Consider the following 25,929-nt stretch of genomic DNA (forward strand, 5'->3'; position numbering starts at 1 on the left):
AACAGCGATTGGAGACCCATACCGACCGCAGGCCACCTATTTTTCAACACGCTTCTAGAATCGCTGGAACCGATCACGGCGCAGGCTTGGATCGGAGCCAAGCCTATTCGCTTATGAGGAGGATTTCGTCCATGGGAACCGTCGTATCGCCGAAATGGCTGCTGGCCCGAATGTATGAACCTGATCTCGTCATCGCGGACTGCCGGTTCGCTCTAGGCAAGCCGCTGTCGGGGCGCTCTGCCTATGAGGAAGCCCATATTCCCGGCGCCGTGTACCTGGACCTGGAGCAGGATTTGTCCGCTCCGGTCGGAACGCATGGCGGGCGCCACCCGCTGCCGGAGCCGGAAGCGCTGCAGGCGGTGTTCCGCCGCGCGGGCATCGGCCCGGACTCCCGCGTCGTCGCGTACGACGACCAGGGAGGGGCGATGGCCTCGCGCCTGTGGTGGCTGCTGCGCTGGCTCGGTCATGACGCGGTCTACGTCATGGACGAAGGCTTCGGCGCCTGGCAAGCCGCAGGCTTTCCCGTGACGGCCGAGACGCGCATCGTCGTCCCGGGCGGCTTTGCCGCCAGGCCGCAGCCGCATCGGCTCGCGGGCCTGGAGGAAGTGCGCGCCGCCTCGTCTGCGGCGGCGCCAGGGTCTTGGGCCGCCGGCGGCAGCGGCGGCCATGCCGGGACGGATGCGGCCGGCGGGCACGCATCCGTGGAGGCGGTCCAACCGGGGAATCTGGCCCCGGTTGACCGCCTCGGCGTCGAGGCCTCCGTCGTAGACGGCCTCGAAGCGGCGTTCGGTTCGATCGAGGAGCCGAACGAGGCAGCGGAAGGGGCGGGCGAAGCCGCCGCCCCGCTGCTGATCGACTCCCGCGACCCGATCCGGTATGCGGGCATTGAGGAGCCGCTTGACGCCAAGGCCGGGCATATTCCCGGCGCCGTCAACCGGTTCTGGAAGGGCGTTCAGGACGAGCAGGGCCGCTGGAAGTCCGGCGCCGCTCTGGACGAGGCTTTCGCCGGCATTCCGAAGGATCGCGAGCTGATCGTCTACTGCGGCTCCGGCGTAACGGCCACGCCGAACATTCTCGCACTGGAGGCGGCCGGCTTCACAAATGTGAAGCTGTATGCGGGCAGCTGGAGCGACTGGATTTCTTACAGTAAAAATCCGATTGCCGTAGGCGACGAGGAAGATCCAGAGAAGGCATAGCCGTATTTAAGTCTCACATACATCGTCGAGTGGCCCGTTGGTCCCGATGATGTTTTTTTATGCCTGCGTCAACGCGAGGTCAACGGAAATAAAGACCGGTACAGATAGCGCGGGGAACCGAATCACAATAGGGTGAATTCAGTGTGGGGAGAGGGGATAGACTGAAGTGGAGACCCCTACAGACTGAACCTGGCCGCCAGACGTTGAACAGCACTCGTCTTGATCAGGTTGTTGATGATGAGGAAACCAAGCATACCCCCAAGAGTATTGGCTAGAATGTCGTTGATATCCGTGCTTCTGCCGCTGCCAAGAGTAATCCGGATGATCAACTGCAGAATTTCAAACGAGAGGCTGAGGAGTAGAGCAAGTTTCGCCACTTTTGTTAGGCTGCCGTATTTAGGGTTCAACAAAGGCAGATAGATACCCAGTGGAATCAGCATGATGATATTTAGTATAAAGGTCTTCAAATCGACTGTTAAAATAGGGATATAATTAATCGTTTTGTACCAAGGCGTCTGGTTCGCATATAATCCGATATTTACATCAATCGGAAAGAATACCAAATGGATAACAGCGATCAGATAGATGCTGAACGTGAACAGTAAGGTGTATTGCAGAGGTGTAAACTTCCGTTTCTTAACTATAGCCAGCGCCAACAGAACGAACAGAAATACAAGAAACATCGGCAGCAGGACATACCAGGATTCAATGGTGAATTGGATAGACATATGCTTGGAATCTCCCTTTACTAGGTATAGATAATTAATAGTAGAAACAAAGACAGACTACGAAAAATAACCTGGTAGTCTGTCTTCTTATTTATTTGGAAGAAGGCAGCTCAATTCTTGTTTCCAAATCCTTTATATATTGATCCTCATGTACGCTCTCTGAAAAATCATCCTTGATTACAAAAGGCTTCAGAATCAAATAGTTGGTCTCCCCGGGTGTTGAAGCATATCGGCCGTCAAAGTTCAGGCTGTTCGCTTCATACTCGCCATCGCCGCCAAGGGTGGCCAGTCGGCTGCCTTGGTCGTTGAATACGGCTACACCGATATGACGTAATCGGAGTTCATTTTTCATTTCCAATGCAGTCATGTTGTTCAATGCAATGGAATAATTCACACGAGTCGTCAATGGGGTTAACTGCAGGTCGATGACGGAGAAAGTAAGCTCATCATTATGGACAACAGTATTCGGATGTACATTTACTATATCTTCCGTGGTTTTATGGAAGGGAACATTTAGTTTGAATGTATGGTCTATTCCGTCCAAGATGACCGTTACATCGGCAGTGAATGAGTCGGGAATGGAGCTGGTGCTGGATGTATCGAGAACTTCTTCAAAGATTAGCATGTTCGGATGTTCTTCCCCGGCGCCCATGTAGGATGTGCCCTTCAGGTACGACCCCGAATCGCCTTGCGATTTTCCGTCAACGCTGAAATATACATTCTCAATTGCATCGCTGAGTTTCATTGCCTTTTTTCCGTTATCATAGCGGCCATTCGTCAGATTAGGAGCCGTCACATTGACCAGAAAAGCGGCCCGGCTTCCGTCGAAGACCGTCTCTTTCACTTCAAGCTTAATGTCTTTATAGGAAACATTGCTGTTCACGGTTGAGGCAAGCCCAAGGTCACCGGCATTGCGGAGTCCGGTGTCGCCTTCAATAGAGCTGAAGATACTTCCTATTAAAGGAATATTCTTGATCGAGCTCGCCATGACCGGAGACACGAAGCCGGAAGTGAAGACTGCTGCTCCGAGGAAGACAGCTGCTGCAGCGGCATAGGTTGATGCGCGCAGCCACGAACGTTTAGGCCTGTTAGTACGCTGGGCAGGCAGCTCCGTGAGCGAAGCGTAAGTCTCATCCAGACGTGTGCGGACAAGCGGTGACATCACCCTATCTGTGTTGTTCACCTCTTTCAGTTTTTTCAATTCCATTTGTAGTTTAAACCGATCCATAGTTCATCTTCCCTTCACGAAAGATTTTAAAATTTTTCAAAAGTGTATCGCGTGCTCTGGAAAGGCGCATCTTGACGGCACTCTCCGAGATGTCGAGGACACTGGCCACCTGCCGCAGCGGCAAGTCTTCAAAATAATGAAGAATGACAACGATACGCTGCTTCTCATCCAGTCGGTCTACGGCTTCTCTCAAATCAACTTTATCGTAGTCGTCGGAGTGTGAAGAAGACGCCAGAAGCTCTGAGCAAACTACGGTGCGGGAGCGGCTTGACAGAATTGTATTGCATTCATTGATCAGAATTCGGAAGATCCAGGTCTTAAAGAATTTGGGCTCACGAAGGGAATGGATCGATTTATAAGCCTTCAGGATGGTTTCCTGTAGGGCATCTGCGACATCTTCGTCTTTACCCACGATGGATTTGGCCATATGGTATAAAGAGTTCTCCAAGTGCTTGACAAGGCCGATAAAAGCATTGCGATCGCCCGCTGTCGCTTGAACCGCAAGTTGATTCAACTCCACATTCCACACCCCTTTTTCTTTTATACAAGTTAGACTGCTTCCGTCGGTATAGGGTCACATTTATTTTTTATCATATAAGTATTTTTTGAACTTATCTTGATTCTCCCTTTCTTCATACCCTAGTCTGGACAGCTTGGCCGTCACCGGCAAGACAACACGACCGGTGGTCATTATGTATTAGCAGTAACAACAATATCATGCGAAAATCAACATTAAATCGAGGAATTCTCTATTGAGGTACTAATCATGCTCAAGTTCGGATCAAACAAGTCTAACCTGCGGGAACTTTGAAGGCTTTGTTAAATAATGTCGAGCTGAACCTTGCTAGTCGGTTTGGGGAAAGCCTCATCCAACATCCTCAAGTCTTCCTCGGTAAGCTTAATACGTTCCGCCTCAGCATTCTCTTCGACATGCGCTGCTGTCGACGCCTTGGGAATGGCAATCACGTCACCGCTTCTAATGCACCAAGCCAAGAGAATCTGAAGCGGCGTTAAGCCATGTCGTTCGGCAATCTCCTTGACCGCTGGATGCTCAATCAACCCTTTTCGTAAAGAGCCCGCCTGGGCGAGCGGACTATAGGCCATCGTCGGGATTTTTCGCTCTCTCAACCAAGGAAGCAAGTCGTATTCTACGCCGCGGGAACCGAGATGATACAGCACCTGATCAACCATGCAATGCGTCCCTCGCGCCGCTTCGAACAGTTCTTTCATATCTTCCGTGTCCAGGTTCGAGACGCCCCATCGCAAAATTTTTCCCGCTTCGACCAACTTCTCCATCGCTTCTACCGTTTCGCTTAGAGGAATGCTTCCTCTCCAGTGAAGAAGATAAAGGTCGAGGCGGTCCGTCCTTAACCGCTTCAAGCTTTGTTCGCAGCTGACGGCGATGCGATTCAGTCCCGCGTTGTGCGGGTACACTTTGGATACCAAAAACACTTGATCTCGTATTCCTTCGATCGCTTCTCCAACCAAGGACTCGGATCTGCCGTCGCCATACATTTCAGCCGAATCGATCAGGTTCAATCCAAGCTCCACACCGCGTCTTAACGTGCGCAGCTCTTCATTTTTCTTGGACGGTTCATCCCCCATATACCACGTGCCTTGACCGATTCGGGGCAAAGATGTCCCATCCGGAAGGGTTACCATGCGCCCACCCCCTATTTTTTTTACAATATCTTTCCCTCAACGCCCCGTCCTATTCTCCATAGAGAATAGGACGGGGCGATTTTTGCAGTGGTCTCCCACACGTATATCCAAGTAAATGCGCCTGACGCCTTTATTGAAGGCTATGAATGATTGGGGAATCGAGCTCATCGATCATTTGAATGCGCTGTATGGGAAAGATCCATTTGCAGATTCAATCGAGCAATATGAGAATCATCTAGCGAATAGGCGTAGTCTGTGAAAAGAAAAAACGGCACTGCCAGGGCAAAGTTGCCCGGCAATGCCGTTTTTTATATCGGAGGAAACGGCTACAGAAGCTCGCACCGCAGCTGCTCGGCCGACTTCGGCGACAAATAGCCGATCGGAAGGTCGAACAGGGTTTTCGCCCCCTTATTTCCCTCTTGGCTCAAACGATGCCCCGCTCTCGCGCATGCGACCAGAACGCTTGCCGTGAATTCCGGATTGCTTTCGAGCTTCAGGCCGAACTCCATAATCTGCTTCGTTCCGGTACCGGTCACACCGCTGCGGATGACAAAACCGCCATGCGGCATGCCTTGATGCTCCGCTTGCAGCTGTTCTTCGGTAATGAAGGTTACGGTCGTATCGTAGTCGGAGAAGTAGTTCGGCATGGTGACGATCGTCTCGGCAATCGCCTCTTTATCCGCGCCTTCCTCCGCAACGACAAAACATTCCCTTACATGCTTGTCCCGCGTCGCGAGCTCCGGCGTTTGACCCGAACGAATCTGGTCGATGACTTCTTGAACCGGCACGGTATATTGAACTCCCGCCTTGACGCCAGGTATCCGGCGAATGGCATCGGAGTGGCCTTGGCTGACGCCTTTGCCCCAGAACGTGTACTCTTGGCCTTGGGGAAGAATGGCTTCCGCCAGGAGACGATTGAGCGAGAATAGACCCGGATCCCAGCCTGTCGAGATAATGCTGAGCGTGCCTGACTGCGAGGCAACGGCATGGACCTTTTCAAAGAATTCCGGAATTTTGGCATGGGTATCGAAGCTGTCGACGGTGTTGAACATACCCGCAATCGCGGGAGTCTGCTCAGGCAGGTCGGTGGCGGAGCCCCCGCATAGAATCATGACATCGATAATGCCCTTGTATTGCTCTACGGCCGAAATAGGTTCGAAGCGGACGCCTTCTCCGCCGATCATTTCATCAGGCTGTCTGCGGGTAAAAATAGCCGCAAGCTCCATGTCCGGATTTTGAGCGATCGCTTTCTCCACGCCTTTTCCGAGGTTTCCGTAACCTACGATGCCTATTTGGATTGTCTTTTGCACCAAAATCCCTCCCCATTGGGTTCATTATGTATATCCATCCAGTATATATAGAGGTTACATGAAGTGTAAATTAGTTGATGAAAAAAGAGGATTCGGGCGAAGTCCTCCAAATCCGTCCCGTTCCCATTTTGAGACCTCTCCGCGGTTGGTCCGTATAGTACGGCTAACACAAAAATCCGTTTTTTGGCAAAGATGGAGGGACTGCGAATGCGATTGCGGATCGATGGAGTCGTCAAGGAATTCGACGGCAAAAAGGTGCTCCAGGGAGCGTCCTATACGTTTGAGAAAGGGAAAATCTACGGCCTGCTCGGACGCAACGGCGCGGGCAAAACAACGCTGTTCAACTGCTTGAGCGGAGAAATGGGGATGGACGCAGGGAAAGTGCTTCTGGAGGAAGACCGTCAGGCACGGGAGCTGGAGGAGCAGGACGTCGGCTACGTCTATTCGCTGCCCATCCTGCCCGAGTTCCTGACCGGCTACGAGTTTGTCCGGTTTTTCATGGACATCAACCGGGGCAGGCTGCAGATGGACCGGACCATTGATGAATACTTTGACATGATGAGCATGACCGAGGAGGATCGGCATAAGCTGATCAAAGGTTATTCCCACGGCATGAAGAACAAGCTCCAGATGCTGCTGTTCCTCATCACCAAGCCGCTGGTCATCCTGCTGGATGAGCCTCTTACTTCCTTCGACGTCATCGTGGCGCTGGAAATGAAAACCATGCTGCGGGAAATGAAAAGGGACCATATTCTCATCTTCTCCACGCATATCCTGCAGCTCGCCTCCGATCTATGCGACGAGCTGGTCGTTCTGAGCAAGGGCAGGCTGTCCTCCGTGCCTGCCGATCTGCTGCGCAGCCCGGAGTTCGAGCAGAGCGTCATCGATCTGCTGAAGGACGAGAGCCATGCAGAAAACGCTTAGCACCCTGATCGCGATCCGCACCTCGTCCATGGCGAATGTAGTCGTCTACTACCTTCAGAAGCTGCCGCTTGTCGGCAAGCGGATTCCAGACAGGCTCTACGCCAAGCTGGGCGCGAAGAAAATCTTGTCGGCAGCGGCATTCCTCCTCAGCCTGCTCGGGAACTTTGCCGGCAAGCTGGCGTTTGTCGGACTATTTCTCTATTTGCCGGTGTCGGCCGTGCCGGATCTATCCGGGGATGAGCGGTGGACGCTGTTTCTTCATCTGTTTTTCCTGACCAGCTTTGTCGCGGCGGGCGTCAGCGCAGCGACCATTCTGGAGCCCAAGCGGGAGAAGTACGTCGCGGTCAAGCTGATGAGGCTGTCTCCGGCCCGATACATGAAGGCAGCACTGGCATACCGCTATGCGGCTTATTTTGTTTTTTATGTGCCGGTCCTGATCATTTTCGCTCTGGCGCTAGGGGCTGGCGCGCTGGATGCCATCCTGCTCGCAGCGGCGCTGACCCTGTGGCGGATTTTCATGGAATATCTTCATCTGTTGCTGTATGACCGCAAGGGAATCATCCTGATCAAGAAAGTCGGGCTGGTCTGGATCGTCATCTGCCTCTCGTTCGCGGCTGCATATGCGCCGCTCCTGAGCGATGCCGTACCCGCAGCCGGAGCCTGGATGCTCAGCCGGCCCATTCAGCTTGTAATGGCGGCGGCCGGCTTGCTTGCGGCCGTCCGGCTGTGGCGCTACAAGCAGTACAGAAGGACGGTCGATGCCGCCGCCAAGCGGGATGACCCGCTGCTGGACGTCGGACGCATGATGTCGGAGGCGCAGAAGACAAGCGTCCAATCAAAGGACAGCGACTATACCCTGCAATCAAGAAGCAAGCTGGAAGGACTGGAAGGCTACCGCTATTTGAATGCGATCTTTTTTGCCCGCCATCGCAGCCTGCTCGTAGCCCCAGTCAAAATGCGCCTGATCATCATTGGAGCGGGGGGAGCCTTGCTGGCCGCAGCCGCGCTGGCATTTCGCGAGCAGCTCGACGGGCTCGGGCTGGAGCTGGCGATGGTATACCCGTATCTTTTGCTGGGCTTCAACTTCATCGCGGTCGGAGAAAAAATGTGCAAGGCCATGTTTTACCACTGCGACCTCAGCCTGATGCGGCACAGCTTCTACCGGTCGGCCGCGAGCCAGCATTTTCGCCTTCGCCTTGTCCGGATCGCAGCCTTCAACCTGCTGATCGCCGCGGCTCTCGGAACGGTCCTTGCCATCCTGCAAGCCGCAGCGGGCAACGATTGGCTGGGGATGGAGATTGTGCTGTTGTGGATATCCGTCTTGTTCCTGTCGCTCTTCTATTCCGTCCATCATCTGTTCATGTACTACTTCTTCCAGCCCTACTCTACGGAGCTCAATGTGAAAAATCCGCTGTACTTCATCTTCAGCTTGTTCATTTCCATGCTGGGAGGAGCCTGCATCGTGCTTAAGCCGGCAGCGGGAACATTCGCCTCCTTGGCGGCAGGCTTGGCGCTGGTGTATCTGGCTGCCGCGCTGCTGATCATCCGCCGCAGCGGCCAACGCACTTTCCGCGTGAAGTGAAGGAGAGAGCGGCCATGTGCTTCCCCATAGGGGGGAGAGTTCGCCCGCTTTTAGATGAGTTTGGGAGTCCAAGCGGGGGACATGATTCCTCGGCATTCATTTATGCCCTCTATTCTAAACATGCCCTCGGCTGATTCCGATATAAGGATGATCCCTTCATTTCCGGGGGACCTCTGGAAACAGGACCGATTTCGCAAACGATATCAAAGGGAGCATGGACTGCATGTTTAGATTTAGAAGCCGCCTGGTATTCAAGCTGTCGATCATGATTTTGTCGACCCTCGTCATCCTGTCCTCCGCCTTGATCTACCTGCAGATACTCAGCACCAAGAAGGCAAGCGAAGAAGCGATAGGCAGCTTCAGCATGCACACAGCGGAGGCTTATGCGGGGCAATTCGATTTGAAATCCTATGAAACGTACCTGAAGGATGCCGGGGAGAATGATCTCTATTGGAGCCTTCGCGAGGAATTGAACCGCTACCGGCTGCAGATCGGGGCGCAGTACGTCTATACGGTGAGAATCGACGATAAAGGGCAGCCCCTCATTGTCATCGACGGTCAGCCGAAGGGATCGGACTCGGCTTCGCCGATCGGCGAAGTAACCGATGTGCCCAAGGAAGCGGTTGAAGCGATCCTGAAGGGACAGACAGCCAAAACCGGCATCATCGAGAATACGGAGTACGGCGATTACATTTCCTCTTATGCACCGCTTCTCGATTCGGCGGGAACGGTTATCGGCGCGATTGGAATCGATACGAATGTGTCGGTGTCCAATACGATCTATCGGGAAGTCATGCATAAAAGCATGCCTGTGTTCGCCCTGATGGGAATTCTGACGTTGGCTGTGTTTCTGCTCATCGCGCTGTTCATGTCCCGGGCATTGCGGCCCTTGGGAATGATCGTTAAAGGTGCGGAAGCGATGGCCCGGGGGGATCTCGCGGAGGCGAAAAGCCATCTGGATATTCGGCGGGCAAGCTCGAAGGACGAGATCGGACAAGCTTATTCGGCCATGATGAAGATGACCGAGAGATTGGGCGTCACGCTCGGGGATGTCGTCCGCGATGTGAAGATGACCACGCATGACCTCGTCCATTCCACGGATCAGTTCCGGACGGAAGCGGACGGAATGGTGGCTTTGAACGTGCAGCTCGGACAATCGATTGCGGACATGGCCGAGGGAGCGGAGCATCAGCGTTCCGGGGCGGAGGAAAGCGCAAAATCGATGGAGGAGATTACCCAGGCCATCCAACGGGTGTCGGAAGCTTCATCCAGCGTGTCGATCGCTTCCATGGGAGCGCTGGAAACAGCGGAGCAGGGCAGAAGCTCGATTCTCTGGCTGAGAGAGCAGGTCGCATCCATCTCCGATGTGGCGGAGCAGACGACGAATTCCGTGCAGGTGCTGAACAGGTACATGCATGAGATAGAACCCGTGCTCTACGCGATAACGGCCATCGCCGAACAGACCAAGCTATTGGCTCTGAACGCCTCCATCGAGGCTGCGAGGGCGGGAGAGCATGGAGCGGGCTTTGCGGTCGTGGCCGGCGAAGTCCGGAAGCTTGCGGAGTCGTCTTCCGTGTCCGTGACGCAGATTACCTCGCTCCTGCAGCAAATCCAGCAGGAGTCGGCTCTGATCGGCGAGAGGATGGCGGAGGAAGCCGAGGAAATGGTCAGAGGGACAGAGCTTTCCAGCCAGGTGGAGGCGCTGTTTGTCGATACGGTGGATCGGTTCCATTTCGTGAACAGCCATATTCAGGAGATTTCAGCCGCTGCGGAAGAGGTGCTGGCGGGCTCCGAGGAGGCAGCCGCATCGGTAGAGCAGATCGCCCGGATTACAGCGGCAACGGCGGAGAACGCGGCCTCGATCCAACGGATGTCGACGAATCAGCTGGAGGCGGCAAAGCGGATCACCGATACGACGGAGCTGTTGAAGAAAAGGAGCTCCACTCTGGAAGCGGCTGTAGAAAGGTTCAATTTATAACCGGATCAGACATGCAGAGCCTGGGGGAACAATCACCTCGGCTCTGTTTTTTAATGCGGACCTGACAAAGAAAGATGGAGGATCCCTCATGGATCCTCCATCTTTCCTTGTTGAAGCGATATGCCGCTGCCTGTCTTGCGCCTGAGCTAGAGACCGTAGATGCGGCTGTACTTCTCTTCCAGGTAGTCCACCAGATAGTCGGCCTTCAGATCCTCGCCGGTGACCTGGCGGATCAGCTGCTCCGGCGTGTAGAGCTTGCCGTGACGATGAATTTTATCCTTCAGCCATTCCTGGATGCCTTCGAAGCGGCCGGCTTCGATGTCGGCATAGAAGTCGGGCTTCTCGCGCAGAATCGTGTTCAGCAGCTGGGCTGCGTACAGGTTCCCGAGGGAGTAGGAAGGGAAATAGCCGAAGCCGCCGAAGGACCAGTGGACATCCTGCAGGACGCCCTCCGTATCATTGGCAGGCGTAATGCCGAGGTATTCCTGCATCTTCTCGTTCCAGATCGCCGGCAGCTCCGCCACCTCGATGTCTCCATTGATCAGCGCCTTCTCGATCTCATACCGGATCATGATATGAAGGTTGTACGTCAGCTCATCCGCTTCCACCCGGATCATCGTCGGCTGCACGCTGTTGATCGCCCGGTAGAAGTCATGCTGGCTGACGCCTTCCAGCTGCTTCGGGAAGTGCTCCTGGAGCTTGGGATAGAAGTACGTCCAGAACGGCTCGCTGCGGCCGATCATATTTTCCAGGAAGCGGGACTGGGACTCGTGGATGCCGAAGGATGCTCCGCTGGATAGGACGGTTTCTTCGAAACGCGGATCGATGTTCTGCTCATAAATGCCATGTCCTGCCTCGTGGATCGTCCCGAATACCGCAGATCGCACATTATTCTGGAGATATCGGGTCGTAATCCGGACATCCCCGGTGTTCATGGACTGGGCGAACGGATGCACCGTCTCGTCCAGCCGTCCCGCGTTCATGTCGAAGCCGAGGATCGGAAGGAAGTAGTGGTTGAATTTTTTCTGCTGGTCCACCTCGAATGCTTGCTCGAAGACGGCTGTCGAAGGCTTGTTGCCGGAGCGGTTGATCCTCTCCAGCAAGCCCACGCTGCTCTCCCTCAGCTTGGCGAACAACGGATCCAGTACCGCCACGCTTAAACCCGGCTCGAATTCATGCAGAAGCGCATCATAAGGATGCTGATCATAGCCGAAAATCTCAGCCATCTTGCGGTTGAAGTCCACGATCTTCTCCAAATAAGGCTGGAAGAGGGAAAAGTCGCTTCTCTCTCTGGCTTCTTCCCATGCATGGTTGGCTTTGGAGGTGAGGACGACATAATCGCGGTACATGTCTTCGGGAATTTTCTTGAAGCGCTCATATTCTGCGGTGCGTTCCCGAAGCTGCGCCTGCGTAATTTCGTCCAGGTCGGCCTGTACCTCGGGAGCGGACAGGAGGCGGAGCAGAGAGCCCATCTCCTCCGATACGGATAATTTGAACTGCTCCGTTCGGAAGGTCCCGATCGCTTTGGCGAACAAGTCTCTCCCTTTCTTGGGAGCAGTTACCTTCTGGTCCCATCCGACCAGACTCGAAATCATGCTTAGATGAGCGATCTTTTCTTCCAATGCTTTGTACTGTTCGACAGCTGTCCGAATGTTGGGATCGAGGGATTTCAGTTCCATGCCAAAAGCCTCCCATTAGAAACGATTGTTGTTTCCCCGCAAAAAAGACTGGTCAGTCTATTTTATTTAATCACTTTTTTTTTCCTGTCATCAAGTAAATTTAGGAATCGGAATCCGAATCCGAATCCAGCATCAAGAACCCGCGTCCGGCTCGGGTTCTTGATGTCTTCCTCGTTAATCAATCGTCGCCACTTTCCACTCGCCTTGTTTGCTCTTGAGCAGCGAAATGAGGCCGCTGCCCTTCGCCAGGCAACCGTAGGCTTCCCCTTCACGGAAAGATCAGGGCTGGAATCTCCATTCCCGCACCACTTCGCGCTCATCCCGGCTAATCTCCGCAAAGCCGAGAGAAGCATATAGGCGTGATGCCCGCATGTTGTCGCACCGATGGCCGAGCTTGATCGTGCCGCCCCATTGCTTGTCCTCGATATAACGCATAAGCTCTTTCATCCCGGAGCGTCCAAGCCCTCTTCCTTGGAACTTGCGATCCAGCATAAAAGCCATGATCCAGCAGCTTCCGTCAGCCGGATCGACAGCGTACACCGCGAATCCCGCGAGTTGTTCATCCGTGTACATCGCGAGAGGGGTGAACCCGCAATAGGCGGACTCAGCGAGCCAATAGACCGCAGGTACAGGAAATACGTCCTTCTGCTCGTCCGTGACTTCAAGCCGGGTGCAAGCGTGCCAGTTAGTTGAATCGATGGGTCGCAGTTCTACGGTCGGCCTCAAGCGTTCCCGCAGCCGATCGCACGCCTTCAAGAGCTTGATCCGAAGCTGAAGAGCCCACTCGGGCGACCGATGGATATCCATATTCTCCACGCTGCGGAGGAGACGTGCGAACGCATACAGGTCTGCAAACCTCTGAAAAAGAGGAAACTTCTGCACGCAGCGTTCATCCAACGGCTTAATCGACCGATATCCGGTTAGAAAGTGCTCGATTTTCCGCTGGGCGCCGGCATCCTCTTGCTCCGCCAGATCCCTCAGGGCGGATGCTGCATCCATTCCGTACCAGTGGATCATGGCATCGTCAAAATCGATGGCGGAATAGCGGGATTGCTCCTCGTCATAAAAAATATTGTCCGTTTCGAAGTCATAATGAATCAGGCCCATATGTCTCTCGTCAGTCGGAAGCTTGGAGAGCTGTTGACGGATGCGTTCAAGCTCGTGCCGAGCCGTTTCCTCCGAGGGATGCCGCTGCAATACGGAGGCGATGAAGGTTAGGGCGTCCATCCAGCTTGGTCGGGATGACGGCACAGCCGAATAAGACTCGGATAAAAGATGCAGCGAAGCAAGCGATCTTCCCCACTCTTCGGCATGCCGATCCGTCATGAGATCCAGCGGAATAGGGTTTCCCTTGGCTTGTTCAAATACAACGCCGAAGTACGATCCATCTGCCGTTTGGATCGTTTCGATCCAGTTGCCGTATCGGGATAGGACAGGAGCGGCAGCCGGATAGCCGGACGATATCAGATACAGGATGAAATCAAGCTCTGCCTGAATATTCTCGAGACGGTTGTCCTCTTCATGGACATAACGTAGAAATTGCCGAACGCCGTTTCTTTCCGACAAGTAGACAAAATTGCTGCTTGCTCTCCAAAACGTCAGCGTGCCGGCATCATGCTCCCAACATGAAATCAGTTGTTTGGCCGCGGAATCGGTTTCCGTTCCCCGTACCATGTTTTTTAGCGACATCATTTCCGGTTGCCTCCCATGGCCTAATGAGAGGTGCAAGGGTTACCAATAGCGGCCTCTCACAGGTTGATTTGCATGTTCGTTCGTTTTCAACCACCATCACTCCTCAAGGTCGCAGTAGGGATTTAAGGTGTAAATTTAGAGCGGATTAAATCTATCCCTCGTGAAATATGGTTGAATATAGTTTCAGTAGGATCAAGGGGTAATTTAGACTAAAAAGATTTATACGAAGCGAGCCGGGGGGCGGCTGTCGTCCCCTTGAAACGGCGGCTTGCCTTGAAGCCGAGGCCGGGGAAGAGCCGTCAGGGGCTTTCCGTTCACGTCGAAAGGGACACCTCGCGAGGTGTCCCTTAGCGCTTTCATGCAGGATCCGGAGCCTGGAGCCCGGGCAGCGGGCCTAGTCTCTCACGAATCGTTCGAACGTTCTCTGGAAAATTTGAATCGACTGCTCCACCGTCAAATTGCCCATCGGGTTGAAGCGGTTCTGGCCGACGCCCTGCATCAGGCCGAGACCGACGGAGCGGTATACGTCCGCCTTCGCCCACGAGGCGATCGCCTCGTCATCTGCGAACGGGCCGGTTGGTGCGGCGGAACCCGGCGGCTTTCCGGCAACGTTTGCCAGCTTGCTCTCCAGCCGGGTCAGCAGGGCCGCGGCCTCCTGGCGGGTAATCTTCGCCAAGGGAGCGAACTCGGTCGGGGAGACGCCGCTGATCAGTCCGGCAGACACCGCCTTGGAGACGTTGGAGTCGCTCGTATCCTGAAACGGCTTCCGGTCTGCCGGAAGACTGCTTCCCGTGGTGTTTTCATAAACCCCGACGAGCATGCGCACGAAATCAATGCGGCGGATCGGCGTCTGGTACTGCGTGTCCAGGGAATAGGGGATGAGACCGGCGCCCTTCGCCTTCGCATAGGCTTCCTTCGCCCAGCCGCTCGGGGCATCGCCCGGCGCTGCCGGTCGCACGGTGACGTAGAGCGAGTTCTCCTGGCCCAAATAGTTGCTGTAGCGGATATAAGCGGCGCCCGCCTTCACGCCTCGCAAGACGCCGGAGGAATCCACCGATGCAATGGAAGGATCGCTTGATTCCAGCTGTCCCGCCATTCGGCCTGCCACCGCGCCTTCGCCCGTGGAGTAGAGGCGCAGCGGCACGCTCTCGCCCGGTGTTATCGCGATCGCGTCGCTGCCGAACCGTTTCATTTCCGTCATGCGGAAGAAGACCGTATCGTACTCGATCGACGTTTCCGCGCCGGCTTTGGAGCGGATGCCGTCTATGCGCACGTGGAAGCGGTCATCTTCCTTGATATCCGAGATTCCGCCCGGACGGAAAATAATGCAGACCGGAATGCCGCCATAACCGCCTTTGTCGACACGGAAGTATTCGCCGGATTTGTCCGTATCCGATTTGTCCAGCGTCCATTGCCTGCCGTCGCTTTGGCGGGTCACCGTTACGGTGATGGAATCCGTGTTGTTTTTGTCGTACCGGTCCGTATTCAGCGATACCGACCAGGCATCCGATGGCGAGAAGGCTTCGGACGGGAAATACCCGGCGGCCGGCCAGCCGATGTAATCGTACTCGACGCTGCCAGCGGTCCTTCCTTTGTCAAAAACGTACATGGAGGAGTACGGCGACCCGTAACCGCCCGTCTCGGCTGCTCGGACATAGCCGAACATCGTCCGGGTCATCGCCGGATTCAGAATCCATCTGCGGTGGCCGACCCGGTCGATGTTGCTTGGATCGCTGTCCGACATGTAGCCGAGGACGCTGCTGTACAGCGTCGGGCTGCCCATATACAGGTTGCTGCTGCCCGCTCCGGCGTAGCCCAGCTTGTAAGCCTCCTCCTCCATTCCAGCCGGCTTGGTCGGAGAATGGCTGAGCCGATCGTTCAGCACATTGATCAGCGATGCGCTCTGCTGCTGCCGGTGCAGGCTCCAGTCCGGCTGCACGTCATCGGGGACTCCGGCCAAATACCGGACGAAGTTCGTCGCCCGCACGCCGTCTTCAATATACTCGGCTTTTAATTTGCCTTCCTGGAAAGGAGCTGTCAGACTCGGCAATTGCTCGTAAATGTCGTTCCCGCTCATATAGGCAAAGGACCTCTTCATGGGCAGGTAGCTCTGCATCCATTTCTCGACGATCTCTTCCTTCGTTCTCGCAGCGGTTGTTTTCCCTATGCTGTCTGCGGCTTCGGCTGTCTGGGGCCACACGGCCAGCATGCCTGCGGCAAGGGCGCCTGCGCAGAAGGCGGCCGTCGTCCTCGGCATCCATTCGCGAGGTTTCAAAGCGGTTTGATTGCGATTCATTTGTTCCCACCCTCTTCTTTCTCTACTTCATCTCATGCCCTTCACCTCGTTATCGGCGGCAAAGGAGAGAATCGGTAGACCGCAAGCCCAGTGGAATGCGATTGCGCGAAGATAGAAACCGCCAGCCTGAAGAGGGCAGCGGGCTGTCGGTTTCAAAGCAGGGCATGAATGCCGGTTGTTCCCGGGCACAAGGAAGGGCAGGATAGAGACGGGCTCTCTTCCGGCTACCTTTTGACCGCCAAGCAATAGTTCACATGATCGAAGGCCTCGATCGGGTGCTCGGGCTGGCTCTCATTATAGGCGTGAAACAGCAGCTTGGTAATTTCCTCCGGATTCAGATGCTGATCAATCCGCAAGTCCATCTCTTCGAGCATCCGCTCCAGCTCGGAGCAGGAGTAGCCTGCCTGCATCGGCTCGCCCGCACGCGCGACCATCATGAGCTGCTTCTGCGCCCGCTCGCCTGCCTGAGGAGTGAAGGTCTGCTCATCCGGATAATCGAAGACGATGCCGCTGCCGGCCGGAAGCAGGGAAACGATGCCGGACAACAGCTGCCGGAAATCCTCTTTGGCGAGGTAATAGCTGATGCCGAGCAGGCTGCAGAAGCTGACCCGATCGGGATTGAACCCGGGGCTGGCCAGCACATGCCTCTGCCAGTCCGGCTCGCGAAGGTCGGCGGAGATGAAATAAAGATTGGGAGGCGGGTCCATGCGCATGCCGGATAAGCGGGCCTGTTTGTCGGCGGCGGTAACGGGATGGTCGATCTCGAAGATGTCGAGCTGGGAGGCCCATTCCGGCTGGCGATAGGCGAACGTATCGTAGCCTGCGGCGAAGATCAGGTACTGCCTGGCTCCAAGCGCGGCGGCCGCAGCCAGCGCCCGCTCGGCAAATGCCGCCCGGCCGAGCGGAGTGGGCGAAAGCTGACGGTCGACAACCTGGCGGAGGGCCTGCTCCTGCGTCCCCGAGAACCCGGGCTGGAAAAACGCGATCGCCCGCGACATGTTGGCGGAGATGCTGTCGTACTCTTCATCGGTCAGCAGCTGCCTGGCGATCCGGTCGTCGAAGATTTTGACCGGATTGTGCTCGGCGTGGTAGGCGCGCGAGAACGCGCTGACAAGTGCGGTCAAGCTTTTTGATTCCATGATCATCACCTCGATTCCGTTGTATCATTGGGGGGAGTGAAGAAACAACACTTGACTTTATTGTAAATTTATGTTATAATATAAAGTTCATTTTTGCATATTTCACTGTTTCGTCACATTTTGGGCGATTTCTACCATTCAGTCATACACAAATCTTCGCTGCGCCCGATAGCTGATCAGGAACAAGGAAGCTTCCGTCATCAGCTTGGCGGCGACGAGCGGAATGCCGATGCCGGAGTGGAACAGGAGCATCATGCCGTAGTTCAGCAGGACGAGCGAGAAGTACCGGGGCAGCGATTTTGTTCGCGGCTTTTTGCCGTGAGTGAAAACCATGCGGTTGGCCAGGGCGGTCAGGACGTTCGCGGTGCCCGTAATTTCACGTCGGCGACGAAGTAAGTGACGGCATCGGAGCCTGAGCCGGTCTGGACTTTCCGGATGCTTATCGTCTGGTCGTCATCTTTTGCGCCGGAAGAACATGGCCGATCACTCCTTCAAGGGGTTGTTGCCGTTATCTTAGAGCCGCTACCTGTAATGAAGCTTGAATGGGGGTGCCGATCCGGCCGGCCGCAGAAAATGCATTTACAATCCTTCCTGATTTCAGTATCATCAAAAGTAAATTCCGACTGTGCGTGACTGGCGGAGCATGGGTCCAACCATGAGGGAGCGCATGGATACAGCAGCCGTACGCCTGGGCAGAGGTAAGGGGGGGATACCCCTTGCCTCTTTGCGTTTTTAAGCGGACAAAAAAAAGGAGAGCTGCAGAAATGCCGGAGCAAACGCTGATATTGGATGGGGCCCGAGTGGCCGGGGAAATCAAGGAGCAGTTGGCCAGAAGAGTCGAGGCGCTTGCCGCAAAGGGAGTCGTGCCGTGCCTGGTTACGATTCTGGTGGGGGATGATCCGGCTTCGGAGACGTACGTCCGCATGAAAGGCAATGCCTGCCGCAAGCTCGGCATGGAGTCCAAGAGGATCCATCTCGATTCGGGAACGACGACAGGCGAGCTGGTGGACGTAATCCGCGGACTGAACGAGGATCCTGCCGTTCATGGCATCCTGCTGCAGCATCCCGTACCGGAGCAGATCGACGAGAGAGAGGCGTTCGAGGCCATCGCGATCGCCAAGGATGTGGACGGGGTCACGGCGCTCGGCTTTGCGCAAAACGCCTTCGGCTACGCAGCCTACCCATCCTGCACGCCTGCCGCTGTCGTCGCCATTCTCGACTATTACGGCCTTCCGATCGAGGGCAGGCATGCCGTCGTCGTCGGACGCAGCCCGATTCTTGGCAAGCCGGTGTCGCTCATGCTCCTGAACCGCAACGCGACCGTGACCGTCTGCCATTCCAAGACGCAGCGGCTGAACGAGATCGTAGCGCTTGGAGATATCGTCGTGGCGGCCGTCGGCAAGCCGAAGTTCATTCAGGGAGAATGGATCAAGGAAGGCGCCGTCATTCTCGATGCCGGCTACAACGAAGGGAATGTCGGCGATGCCGACTACGAGGCCTGCGCCGTCAAGGCGAGCGCGATTACCCCGGTTCCCGCGGGCGTAGGTCCGGTTACGATTGCGATGCTGCTCAAGCATACGGTGGATGCGGCGGAGAAATCGACCGTTGAGGGCAAGCTGTAGGAATGGAAAAAAGGACTGCCGAGTTTCGCTCGGCAGTCCTTTTTTTCTTCCTCATTAACAGGTGAAGGACTCGACGCTCTGCAGATCCAGGCCGGAGAACGCCCAGCTGAACCCGGTCCAGCGGAAGCCTGCGACGGATGTGCGGCCGACAAAAACGGGGTAGAACCAGAATCCGGGCCCGAACCGGGGCCAGATGTACGTGAAGCGGAAGGAGCAGCCCGAGATGGCGCCGGGATCAACGGCGAAGGCCGAAGCAAGCGGCTTTTGCGGCACTCCTTGAGGCGGAGGCGAAGAGGGAGGCTGAGCTCCGCCCGCCCCGGGAACACCGCCCGGCGTACCGCCCGGGAATCCCCCCGGGAAACCTCCCGGCGAACCGCCCGGAAACCCGCCCGGCGCACCTCCGGGGAAACCGCCCGGAAATCCCGGGGGCGTAGGAAGCATGAAACCCATGGTCAAAACTCCTTTCTGACGATGCCGACAGCATGAGGCTACAGCAAGGTGATGGCGAGCAGATCGAACAGCACAAGCGGCAGAATCACATTGTTGTAGTACGGGTTGACCGGTCCCGGCAGGAAGGCGCGGCTGCAGCCTTCATTGGAGAGACGGATGCAAAGGATGCTCTTGTGGCAATGGACGATGTAGCCTTCGAAGACGTCTCCGTCGATCGTCTCCACCTTGACGAGCCGATTCGCATGCTGCGAGCAGAGCTGATGCAGATGGCTCTTGACCGAACGCAGCGTATGGTCGACGTGGGCTTCGCATTTGTAGAACGGCGCCGCCGCCGCTTCCGTGTGGGAATAGGATGAGCTCATGAGGATGACCCTCCTTTGATTAAACCTGGGTTATCCTATGCAGATGCCTATGGCGAGGTTACGGGCAGACAGGAAATCCGGCATTCGGTCAGCCATTCGGCTTGCTCCGGCGATGGCGGATCCGAGCCTTGCCGGGCCCGTGACATTTTCCGAATAAAAAAGAAACCATCCGGGCCCATCCCCGTACTACAACAGACCAATCATTAAAAGCTGTTCGAACACGCAAAAGATAACCGGACTCCGAAGGGGAGTAGCTGCCACAGTAAAGTCGTCAATACGAGAGCCCGCTCTCCGGCTTTACTGGCAATGCCGAACCGCATTGTTAGCGAGACCTTTGTGCATCCGAGGCTTTCATGTCCTCGGGAGACAAGGGTCTTTTTGCGTTCGGCCCGCTCATCTGGAGGAGGAAGAAGATGGATTTCGCTTTATTGATGGAATATGGATGGGTGCTGCTCGTCCTCATTGCCCTGGAAGGATTGCTGGCGGCCGACAATGCGCTCGTGCTGGCGATCATGGTGAAGCATCTGCCGGAGAAGGAACGCAAGAAAGCTCTCTTCTACGGCCTCGCCGGAGCGTTCGTGTTCCGCTTCGCGTCCCTGTTCGTCATCTCGTTCCTCGTGGACGTATGGCAGGTGCAGGCGATAGGAGCGTTGTACCTTCTGTTCATTGCCCTCAATCATATTTTCCGTAAAGTCATGGTCAAAAAAGGCGAGCGGAACGCAGAGCCGCATACCGGAGCCAAGCCCAAGAAAGCCGGGTTCTGGCCGACGGTCATCAAGGTGGAGCTGGCGGATATCGCCTTCGCCGTCGACTCCATCCTGGCTGCCGTGGCGCTGGCCGTGGCGCTGCCGGCGACGAATCTGCCGAAGATCGGCGGCATGGACGGCGGCCACTTCGCCGTCATCTTCCTGGGCGGCTTCATCGGCCTCCTGATCATGCGCTTCGCTGCCAACTGGTTCGTCAAGCTGCTGGAGAGCAGGCCGTCGCTCGAAGTCGCCGCCTTTGTCATCGTCGGCTGGGTGGGCGTCAAGCTGGCGGTGCACACGCTGGCGCATCCCGCGCTGCATGTCATCCCGCATGACTTTGCCGAATCGACAGCCTGGAAGCTGACGTTCTATATCGTGCTTGTGCTGATCGCGGCCTGCGGCTGGTTCTTGTCCGGCAAGGCCAAGACGGAACGGCAAGCGGAGACGGGAAGCTCGATGTAACGCGACATTCATTCCGAGAGGCAAGGCCGGACCCCCACAGCGGCGTCCGGTCCTTTTTTTTCCTCATCGCGGCGGCCGCTCGGGAATATTCTCGCCTTCGCCGCCATTGCTGGTAGAATGAAGGGAGAGTCTCTAGTCGGGGGAATGGGAAAGAGGGGAAGAGATGAGCGTCATACGGCTTGAAAATGTCACGAAGAAATACGAGGATGCTCTTATATTCCGCGAAATTTATTTTCGCGTGAGCCAGGGCGAGCGCGTCGCCGTCATCGGGCGCAACGGCGCCGGCAAGTCGACGCTGTTCAAGCTGATCATGGGCAAGGATGAGCCGACATCGGGCAAGGTGGAGGTCGATCCGAAGGCGCGGATCGGCTACTTCTCCCAATTTTCGGAGATGAGCGGCAGCCTGTCCGTCCAGCAGGAGCTGGAGCTGTGCTTCGAGCAGGTGGCCCTGATCGAGCGGGAGCTGCAGGAGGTGGCGGAGAAGCTGGGCACCGTCACGGATGACGGCGAGATGGACCGGCTGCTGACGAGGCAGGCGGAGCTGTTCGAGCAGATGGAGCACCTGGACGGCTGGAACGTGTCCGTGGAGATCAACACGGTGCTGACGAAGCTCGGGTTCAACGACCGCTCGCGCCATCAGCCGGTGGACGAGCTGTCGGGAGGCTGGCGCAACCGCGCCGCTCTCGCCAAGCTGCTCGTGGAGCAGCCCGATGTCGTCCTGCTCGACGAGCCGACCAACTACCTGGACATCGAGGGAATCGCCTGGCTGGAGCAGTGGCTGTACCGGTTCGGCGGCGCCATGATTCTGATCTCCCATGACCGGCAGTTCATCGACAAGGTCGTCACGCGGACGATCGAGATCGAGAATTATCATTTCCAGGAGTATGAAGGAAACTATACCGACTACGTCCGCAAGAAGAAAATGCGCAAGAAGGAGCTTGACCGCCAGTTCGAGTGGGAGGAGGAGCTCCTGCTCATGGAGTCGGAAGCGATCGACAGCCGGGCGGAGCGCAAGTCGGCCAAGGACCGGCTGTCGCGCAAGCTGGCCGACAGCAGGAAGCGGATCGAGCCTCATCCCGTCAATGTGCTCATTACCGACATTTACGAAAGGCTCCGGTTCCCCGACAAGCTCGCGGAGGTCAAAGGAATCGGACAAGCCTATGACGGCCGGATCATCTTCGAGAACGTCAGCTTCGATATCCAGAAGGAAGACCGTCTGGTCATCACGGGTCCGAACGGAAGCGGCAAGTCGACGCTCATCAAGGCGCTTACGGGGCAGGAGAAGCCGGAGAAAGGCGAGGTGAGCTGGGAGAAGGGTGTCGGGTACGCCTACTTCAACCGCATGTGGGAGGAGCTCGATCCGAAGGATACCGTCAGCCATGCCGTGAACACGTATGGGCTCGGGCTGGACGCGCCGCGCAAGAAGGTGAACAAGTTCCTGTCGATGCTCCAGTTCTCGGAGGCGGATCTCAGCAAGGCGATCGGCAATCTGTCCGGCGGACAGAAGGCGAGGGTAGCGCTGGCCAAGTGCCTTCTGTCCGGCGCCGCCGTCATCATCCTGGACGAGCCGACGAACCATCTCGATCTGACGAGCATCCAGGTCATGGAGCAGGCACTGATTCATTTCCCAGGCGCCGTCGTGACGGTCAGCCATGACCGCTTCTTCATCGACAAGATCGGCACGAAGATGCTGGCCTTCGATCCGGAGGCCGGGGTGACGATGCAGAATCTGTGAGGCGGGGCGGAAGGCTCCGAGGGCGGCCCGCTATTTTGGGCGGCAAGGAACGAGCTGCAGCAGAAGCCCGCCCCTGGCAGGCGAGCGCATAAAGGCCAGGCGGAGTCCTCGGGGGACTCTGCCTGGCCTTTTTTGTGGACTGAACTCATGGGTCAACAAAACAATGCGGAGGCCCCGTTCAGTCCTGGGGACGCGGCCCGGGCTCCAATCCCGTCGAAGAAGCCGTCTTGATCAGCCGGAGCTCGAGGTCGTTCTCAAGTCTGATCTGGCAGGACAGCCGAACGGCCGGGTCCTCGATGCCTTTGTTCCTCAGGGTCGCTGCTTCCGCCTCTCCCATCTCCGGGGCGTCGCCGGACAGCACCTCCACGGCGCAGGTGGTGCATCGGGAGTTGCCGCCGCAGCGGTGAAGCATATCAACCCCGTTATCCTCCAGCGCGAGCACGAGCTTCGTGCCTTCGCTCGCCTGAAGAGCTTCTCTTCCCTCGATTTGAATCGTCGGCATGGGCGATTCCTCCTTTATCGTTGCGTCTCTACTACATTCAAGCTCCATGCCCCGGATACCTGCAAGAATGCCTTGAAAAGATCTCTTTCGCTCCGTCCGTCATGGAACTATTCGGCAAGGAGAGGAGGGCTGGGCCGAGGTCGTCGGCTTGCCGATGCTGCAACCGGAGGAGCGCAGCCAGCTTCGCACGACGTCCAGAGGCCTCGGGGAGACGATGCTGGCGGCGCTGGATGGCTGCAGGACGCAAAAGCCGTGCCTGGTCTCGATGGAGACGGGCACGGCTTTTTTCTTGCAGGGATGAAAGGACTTCAATCCTCGGCGGACTGCTGCCCCTCCTCCGGCTCCTCCCGCACGATGGCAAGCGTCACATGATCCTCCCAGCGGCCGTTGATCCTCACGTTTTTGCGGGCCAGTCCTTCCTTCTGGAAGCCGGCCTTGGTCAGCACCCGGATAGAGCCTTCGTTATGCGGCATTACGCCTGCCTCGAGGCGGTGAAGATCGAGCTCGCCGAAAGCATACGGGACGATAAGCTGCACCGCTTCGGTCATGAGCCCCTTGCCGTTATGCTCCCGATCAAGCATATAGCCGAGCCATGCGCTCTGGAGGCTGCCGCGAGCCACCCCGGACAGCGCGATCGTCCCGATCACCTCCGACGCTCCCCGCGGCCGGATCAGCAAATGATAGCCTTGGTCCTGCTCGCGCTGCTTCATGGCGCCGGCGATTCTAACCTCCTGCGCTTCCAGCGTGTAGAACTGATCGTTCTTCGTCCCCGAATACAAGCGGAAAAAATCCTTGTTGCTCCGCTCAAGCTTCAGCAAGGCAGGCGCATCCTTCTCCTCGACAAAGCTCAGCTCGATGCGGTTCCCGTTCAGCGTCGACATTGAAATCCCCCTTGGAATGAAAAAGCTCCGAGGCTGCCCTCCCCTGCGGCAGGAAGCCGCAGCATTGGAGCCCCGCAGCATAAGCGATGCTTGCTGAATCTGAACATGGAGCCCCAATGCCCGAAACGGAACGCATGAACAGAACAGGATAGCAAAGAAACCAGGAAACGATTATTCTGCTCGTCCATATTTTGCGTCCTTGCATGCTCGATATCTTATTTATTGAGTATAAACACGTGAAAATCTCAGATCAATCCCGGATATCCGGCCTCTCGAGCTGCAGCATCCGCATGTATTGGAGCAGCGGTCGGATATGGACGGCATCGTGATCGGATTTCCGCTCCAGGGGGTCGCCGAGCAGCCGCTTGATAGGCTTATGCGGCCGCCGAACCTTCTTCGTGTCGAATTCGGCTGCGTTGTTTGGCGTCCATGGAAGCCTCCTTAAGGTGGAATGGGTTGAATTCGGGCTGCAGCCATTGTAAGCCCTCGTTATTTCGTCAGGCATCGAATGATGATTGCGGCTTGAAGTACGGATTCTTTGCGGAGGGACGGGATCGGTTTCTTTTTGGACACAATATTTTATGGAAATAAAGCAAATAGGTTGATCTATTAATTGATATTGATTATCATTACTAACTGAGGGTTTAAATGCCTGTCTATCCGGATTGGATATCGGCAGGAGCGACTGACCAGTCATGAATGGCGAATCGGGCAAGCCGGCAATGCAGGCGGCATCGGTTCCATCATCAAGGAGGATATCCCGTGGTAAAAAGCAAACTGAAAGTTCCGGCGCTGCTGCTCAGCATCGCATTCATGTCCATGCTGCTCGCAGCCTGCGGAAGCGGCAATCATTCGAACACGGCGGCAGGCAACGACGCCTCGCCGCCGCCAGCCTCGCCGGCTCCGGCCGCATCGCCCGCTCAAACCAAAATGACGGACGGGCTCGGCCACGAGGTCGAAGTGCCGGCCGATCCGCAGCGCATCATCGCTTCCTACCTGGAAGACTACCTGGTGGCGCTCGGCGTGAAGCCGGTAGCCCAGTGGTCTGTCGCCAACGGCACCCAGGAGTACCTGCAGGATTCGCTGAAGGATCTCCCGACCATTCCGTACGATCTTCCGCTTGAAGCGGTGACCAGCTTCGATCCCGATCTGCTCATCATCGGCTCCAACAGCGCCGTCGAAGGCGGCAAGTACGACCAGTACGCCAAGATCGCCCCGACCTTTGTGCTCGGCGACGAAGTGAACAACGACTGGCGCAAGGCGCTGCTGAAGATCGGCGAGGTTCTTCACAAGAGCGACGAAGCCCAAAAAGTGCTGGACGACTACGAGAAGAAGGCTGCAGACGCCAAGGCGAAGCTTGAAGCTGCGATTCCGGGCAAATCCGTTGCCGCCGTCTGGCTCGTCCAGGGCAAATTCTACGTCGTCAGCGACAAGCTGTCGAGCGGAGCGGTGCTCTACAAGGATCTCGGCCTGAAGGCGCCGGAAGTCGTCAAGGAGATTTCCGCCTCGGGCGCAGGCAACTGGAACGCCATCTCGCTGGAGAAGCTGGCCGATCTGGATGCGGATTACCTCATTCTCGTGAACAGCGACAAGGACTCCGGATCCGCCGCGTTGAATGACGCCCTGTGGAAATCCGTGCCGGCCGTCAAGAACGGCAACGTATTTGAATATCCGAAATCGTCCAGCTGGCTCTACTATGGTCCGGTTGCCAGCTCGCAGATGGTCGACAATCTGCTTAAGGATATCGTAAAGTAA

Annotated in this window: 23 protein-coding genes and 1 riboswitch; of the genes, 9 read left to right on the forward strand and 14 right to left on the reverse strand. The window is 56.4% G+C overall.

The genetic code is table 11. The features are described 5' to 3' along the window. Positions 1–131: 131 nt before the first annotated feature. Entirely contained in the window at positions 132–1,196 is a 1,065-nt protein-coding gene (locus VE23_RS27445) for a sulfurtransferase (protein WP_049868671.1), read from the forward strand. A 176-nt stretch (positions 1,197–1,372) separates the two neighbouring features. Here the strand turns inward: VE23_RS27445 and VE23_RS17445 are convergent, their stop codons facing one another. The 5 genes from VE23_RS17445 to VE23_RS17465 form a co-directional block, all read right to left on the reverse strand. After that, positions 1,373–1,924, reverse strand: a complete 552-nt coding sequence (locus VE23_RS17445; protein WP_049868672.1) for a VanZ family protein — start codon at positions 1,922–1,924, stop codon at positions 1,373–1,375. A gap of 91 nt (positions 1,925–2,015) precedes the next feature. Beyond that, positions 2,016–3,152, reverse strand: coding sequence for a DUF4179 domain-containing protein (locus tag VE23_RS17450; protein WP_049868673.1), 1,137 nt, complete (start codon positions 3,150–3,152; stop codon positions 2,016–2,018). Further along, on the reverse strand, positions 3,139–3,672 hold the full coding sequence (locus VE23_RS17455) for a sigma-70 family RNA polymerase sigma factor (RefSeq protein WP_049868674.1): 534 nt from the start codon (positions 3,670–3,672) through the stop codon (positions 3,139–3,141). The genes VE23_RS17450 and VE23_RS17455 overlap by 14 nt, the downstream gene beginning before the upstream one ends. 299 nt (positions 3,673–3,971) lie before the next feature. Beyond that, positions 3,972–4,814, reverse strand: coding sequence for an aldo/keto reductase (locus VE23_RS17460; protein WP_084781563.1), 843 nt, complete (start codon positions 4,812–4,814; stop codon positions 3,972–3,974). A 326-nt stretch (positions 4,815–5,140) separates the two neighbouring features. Further along, entirely contained in the window at positions 5,141–6,124 is a 984-nt protein-coding gene (locus VE23_RS17465) for a diaminopimelate dehydrogenase (RefSeq protein ID WP_049868676.1), read from the reverse strand. 207 nt (positions 6,125–6,331) lie between these two features. Here VE23_RS17465 and VE23_RS17470 point away from each other — a divergent pair, with 207 nt between their 5' ends. From VE23_RS17470 to VE23_RS17480, 3 genes are all read left to right on the forward strand, one after another. After that, on the forward strand, positions 6,332–7,048 hold the full coding sequence (locus tag VE23_RS17470) for an ABC transporter ATP-binding protein (RefSeq protein WP_049868677.1): 717 nt from the start codon (positions 6,332–6,334) through the stop codon (positions 7,046–7,048). Continuing rightward, positions 7,032–8,630, forward strand: a complete 1,599-nt coding sequence (locus VE23_RS17475) for a hypothetical protein (RefSeq protein ID WP_049868678.1) — start codon at positions 7,032–7,034, stop codon at positions 8,628–8,630. The genes VE23_RS17470 and VE23_RS17475 overlap by 17 nt, the downstream gene beginning before the upstream one ends. A 223-nt stretch (positions 8,631–8,853) precedes the next feature. Further along, a complete protein-coding gene (locus VE23_RS17480) occupies positions 8,854–10,608 on the forward strand; it encodes a methyl-accepting chemotaxis protein (protein ID WP_049868679.1) in 1,755 nt (584 codons plus the stop codon). Between the two features lie 146 nt (positions 10,609–10,754). Here the strand turns inward: VE23_RS17480 and VE23_RS17485 are convergent, their stop codons facing one another. The 5 genes from VE23_RS17485 to VE23_RS17505 form a co-directional block, all read right to left on the reverse strand. Beyond that, on the reverse strand, positions 10,755–12,287 hold the full coding sequence (locus VE23_RS17485; protein ID WP_048749151.1) for a carboxypeptidase M32: 1,533 nt from the start codon (positions 12,285–12,287) through the stop codon (positions 10,755–10,757). A gap of 279 nt (positions 12,288–12,566) precedes the next feature. Further along, positions 12,567–13,979, reverse strand: a complete 1,413-nt coding sequence (locus tag VE23_RS26005; protein WP_084781567.1) for a GNAT family N-acetyltransferase — start codon at positions 13,977–13,979, stop codon at positions 12,567–12,569. Positions 13,980–14,373: 394 nt separating this feature from the next. Then, complete coding sequence (locus VE23_RS17495) at positions 14,374–16,275, reverse strand: S-layer homology domain-containing protein (protein WP_049868680.1); 1,902 nt, start codon at positions 16,273–16,275, stop codon at positions 14,374–14,376. 224 nt (positions 16,276–16,499) lie between these two features. Continuing rightward, complete coding sequence (locus VE23_RS17500; RefSeq protein WP_049869782.1) at positions 16,500–17,414, reverse strand: class I SAM-dependent methyltransferase; 915 nt, start codon at positions 17,412–17,414, stop codon at positions 16,500–16,502. Between the two features lie 138 nt (positions 17,415–17,552). Beyond that, entirely contained in the window at positions 17,553–17,747 is a 195-nt protein-coding gene (locus VE23_RS17505) for a hypothetical protein (RefSeq protein WP_021879471.1), read from the reverse strand. A 286-nt stretch (positions 17,748–18,033) separates the two neighbouring features. Then, positions 18,034–18,115, forward strand: a riboswitch (ZMP/ZTP riboswitch). Positions 18,116–18,178: 63 nt separating this feature from the next. Here VE23_RS17505 and VE23_RS17510 point away from each other — a divergent pair. Then, positions 18,179–19,036, forward strand: a complete 858-nt coding sequence (locus tag VE23_RS17510) for a bifunctional 5,10-methylenetetrahydrofolate dehydrogenase/5,10-methenyltetrahydrofolate cyclohydrolase (RefSeq protein WP_049868681.1) — start codon at positions 18,179–18,181, stop codon at positions 19,034–19,036. Positions 19,037–19,090: 54 nt separating this feature from the next. Here the strand turns inward: VE23_RS17510 and VE23_RS17515 are convergent, their stop codons facing one another. Continuing rightward, the gene (locus VE23_RS17515) at positions 19,091–19,486 is read right to left on the reverse strand and encodes a transporter (RefSeq protein ID WP_048744951.1); all 396 of its coding nucleotides are present in this window, start codon (positions 19,484–19,486) and stop codon (positions 19,091–19,093) included. Positions 19,487–19,524: 38 nt separating this feature from the next. Continuing rightward, positions 19,525–19,848: a hypothetical protein gene (locus VE23_RS17520; RefSeq protein WP_021878787.1), complete on the reverse strand. Its 324-nt coding sequence runs from the start codon at positions 19,846–19,848 to the stop codon at positions 19,525–19,527. 413 nt (positions 19,849–20,261) lie between these two features. Between VE23_RS17520 and VE23_RS17525 the strand changes: the two genes are divergently transcribed. Both VE23_RS17525 and VE23_RS17530 read left to right on the forward strand, forming a co-directional pair. Beyond that, positions 20,262–21,056, forward strand: coding sequence for a TerC family protein (locus tag VE23_RS17525; protein ID WP_049868682.1), 795 nt, complete (start codon positions 20,262–20,264; stop codon positions 21,054–21,056). A gap of 163 nt (positions 21,057–21,219) precedes the next feature. Further along, positions 21,220–22,791 (forward strand): ABC-F family ATP-binding cassette domain-containing protein, encoded by a 1,572-nt coding sequence (locus VE23_RS17530; protein ID WP_048744948.1) that lies wholly within the window; start codon positions 21,220–21,222, stop codon positions 22,789–22,791. 178 nt (positions 22,792–22,969) lie between these two features. Here VE23_RS17530 and VE23_RS17535 read toward each other — a convergent pair whose 3' ends face one another. After that, positions 22,970–23,293, reverse strand: coding sequence for a 2Fe-2S iron-sulfur cluster-binding protein (locus tag VE23_RS17535; RefSeq protein ID WP_048745628.1), 324 nt, complete (start codon positions 23,291–23,293; stop codon positions 22,970–22,972). Between the two features lie 148 nt (positions 23,294–23,441). Here VE23_RS17535 and VE23_RS26605 point away from each other — a divergent pair, with 148 nt between their 5' ends. After that, a complete protein-coding gene (locus VE23_RS26605; RefSeq protein ID WP_157053987.1) occupies positions 23,442–23,594 on the forward strand; it encodes a hypothetical protein in 153 nt (50 codons plus the stop codon). Positions 23,595–23,601: 7 nt separating this feature from the next. On the opposite strand, the gene VE23_RS17540 is transcribed toward VE23_RS26605, so the two are convergent. After that, entirely contained in the window at positions 23,602–24,174 is a 573-nt protein-coding gene (locus tag VE23_RS17540; RefSeq protein WP_049868683.1) for a GNAT family N-acetyltransferase, read from the reverse strand. Between the two features lie 813 nt (positions 24,175–24,987). Here VE23_RS17540 and VE23_RS17550 point away from each other — a divergent pair. Next, a complete protein-coding gene (locus VE23_RS17550) occupies positions 24,988–25,929 on the forward strand; it encodes an ABC transporter substrate-binding protein (protein WP_049869783.1) in 942 nt (313 codons plus the stop codon).

This window comes from Paenibacillus sp. D9 (genome assembly GCF_001188365.1).
GTDB classification, from domain to species: Bacteria; Bacillota; Bacilli; order Paenibacillales; family Paenibacillaceae; genus Paenibacillus_O; species Paenibacillus_O humicus.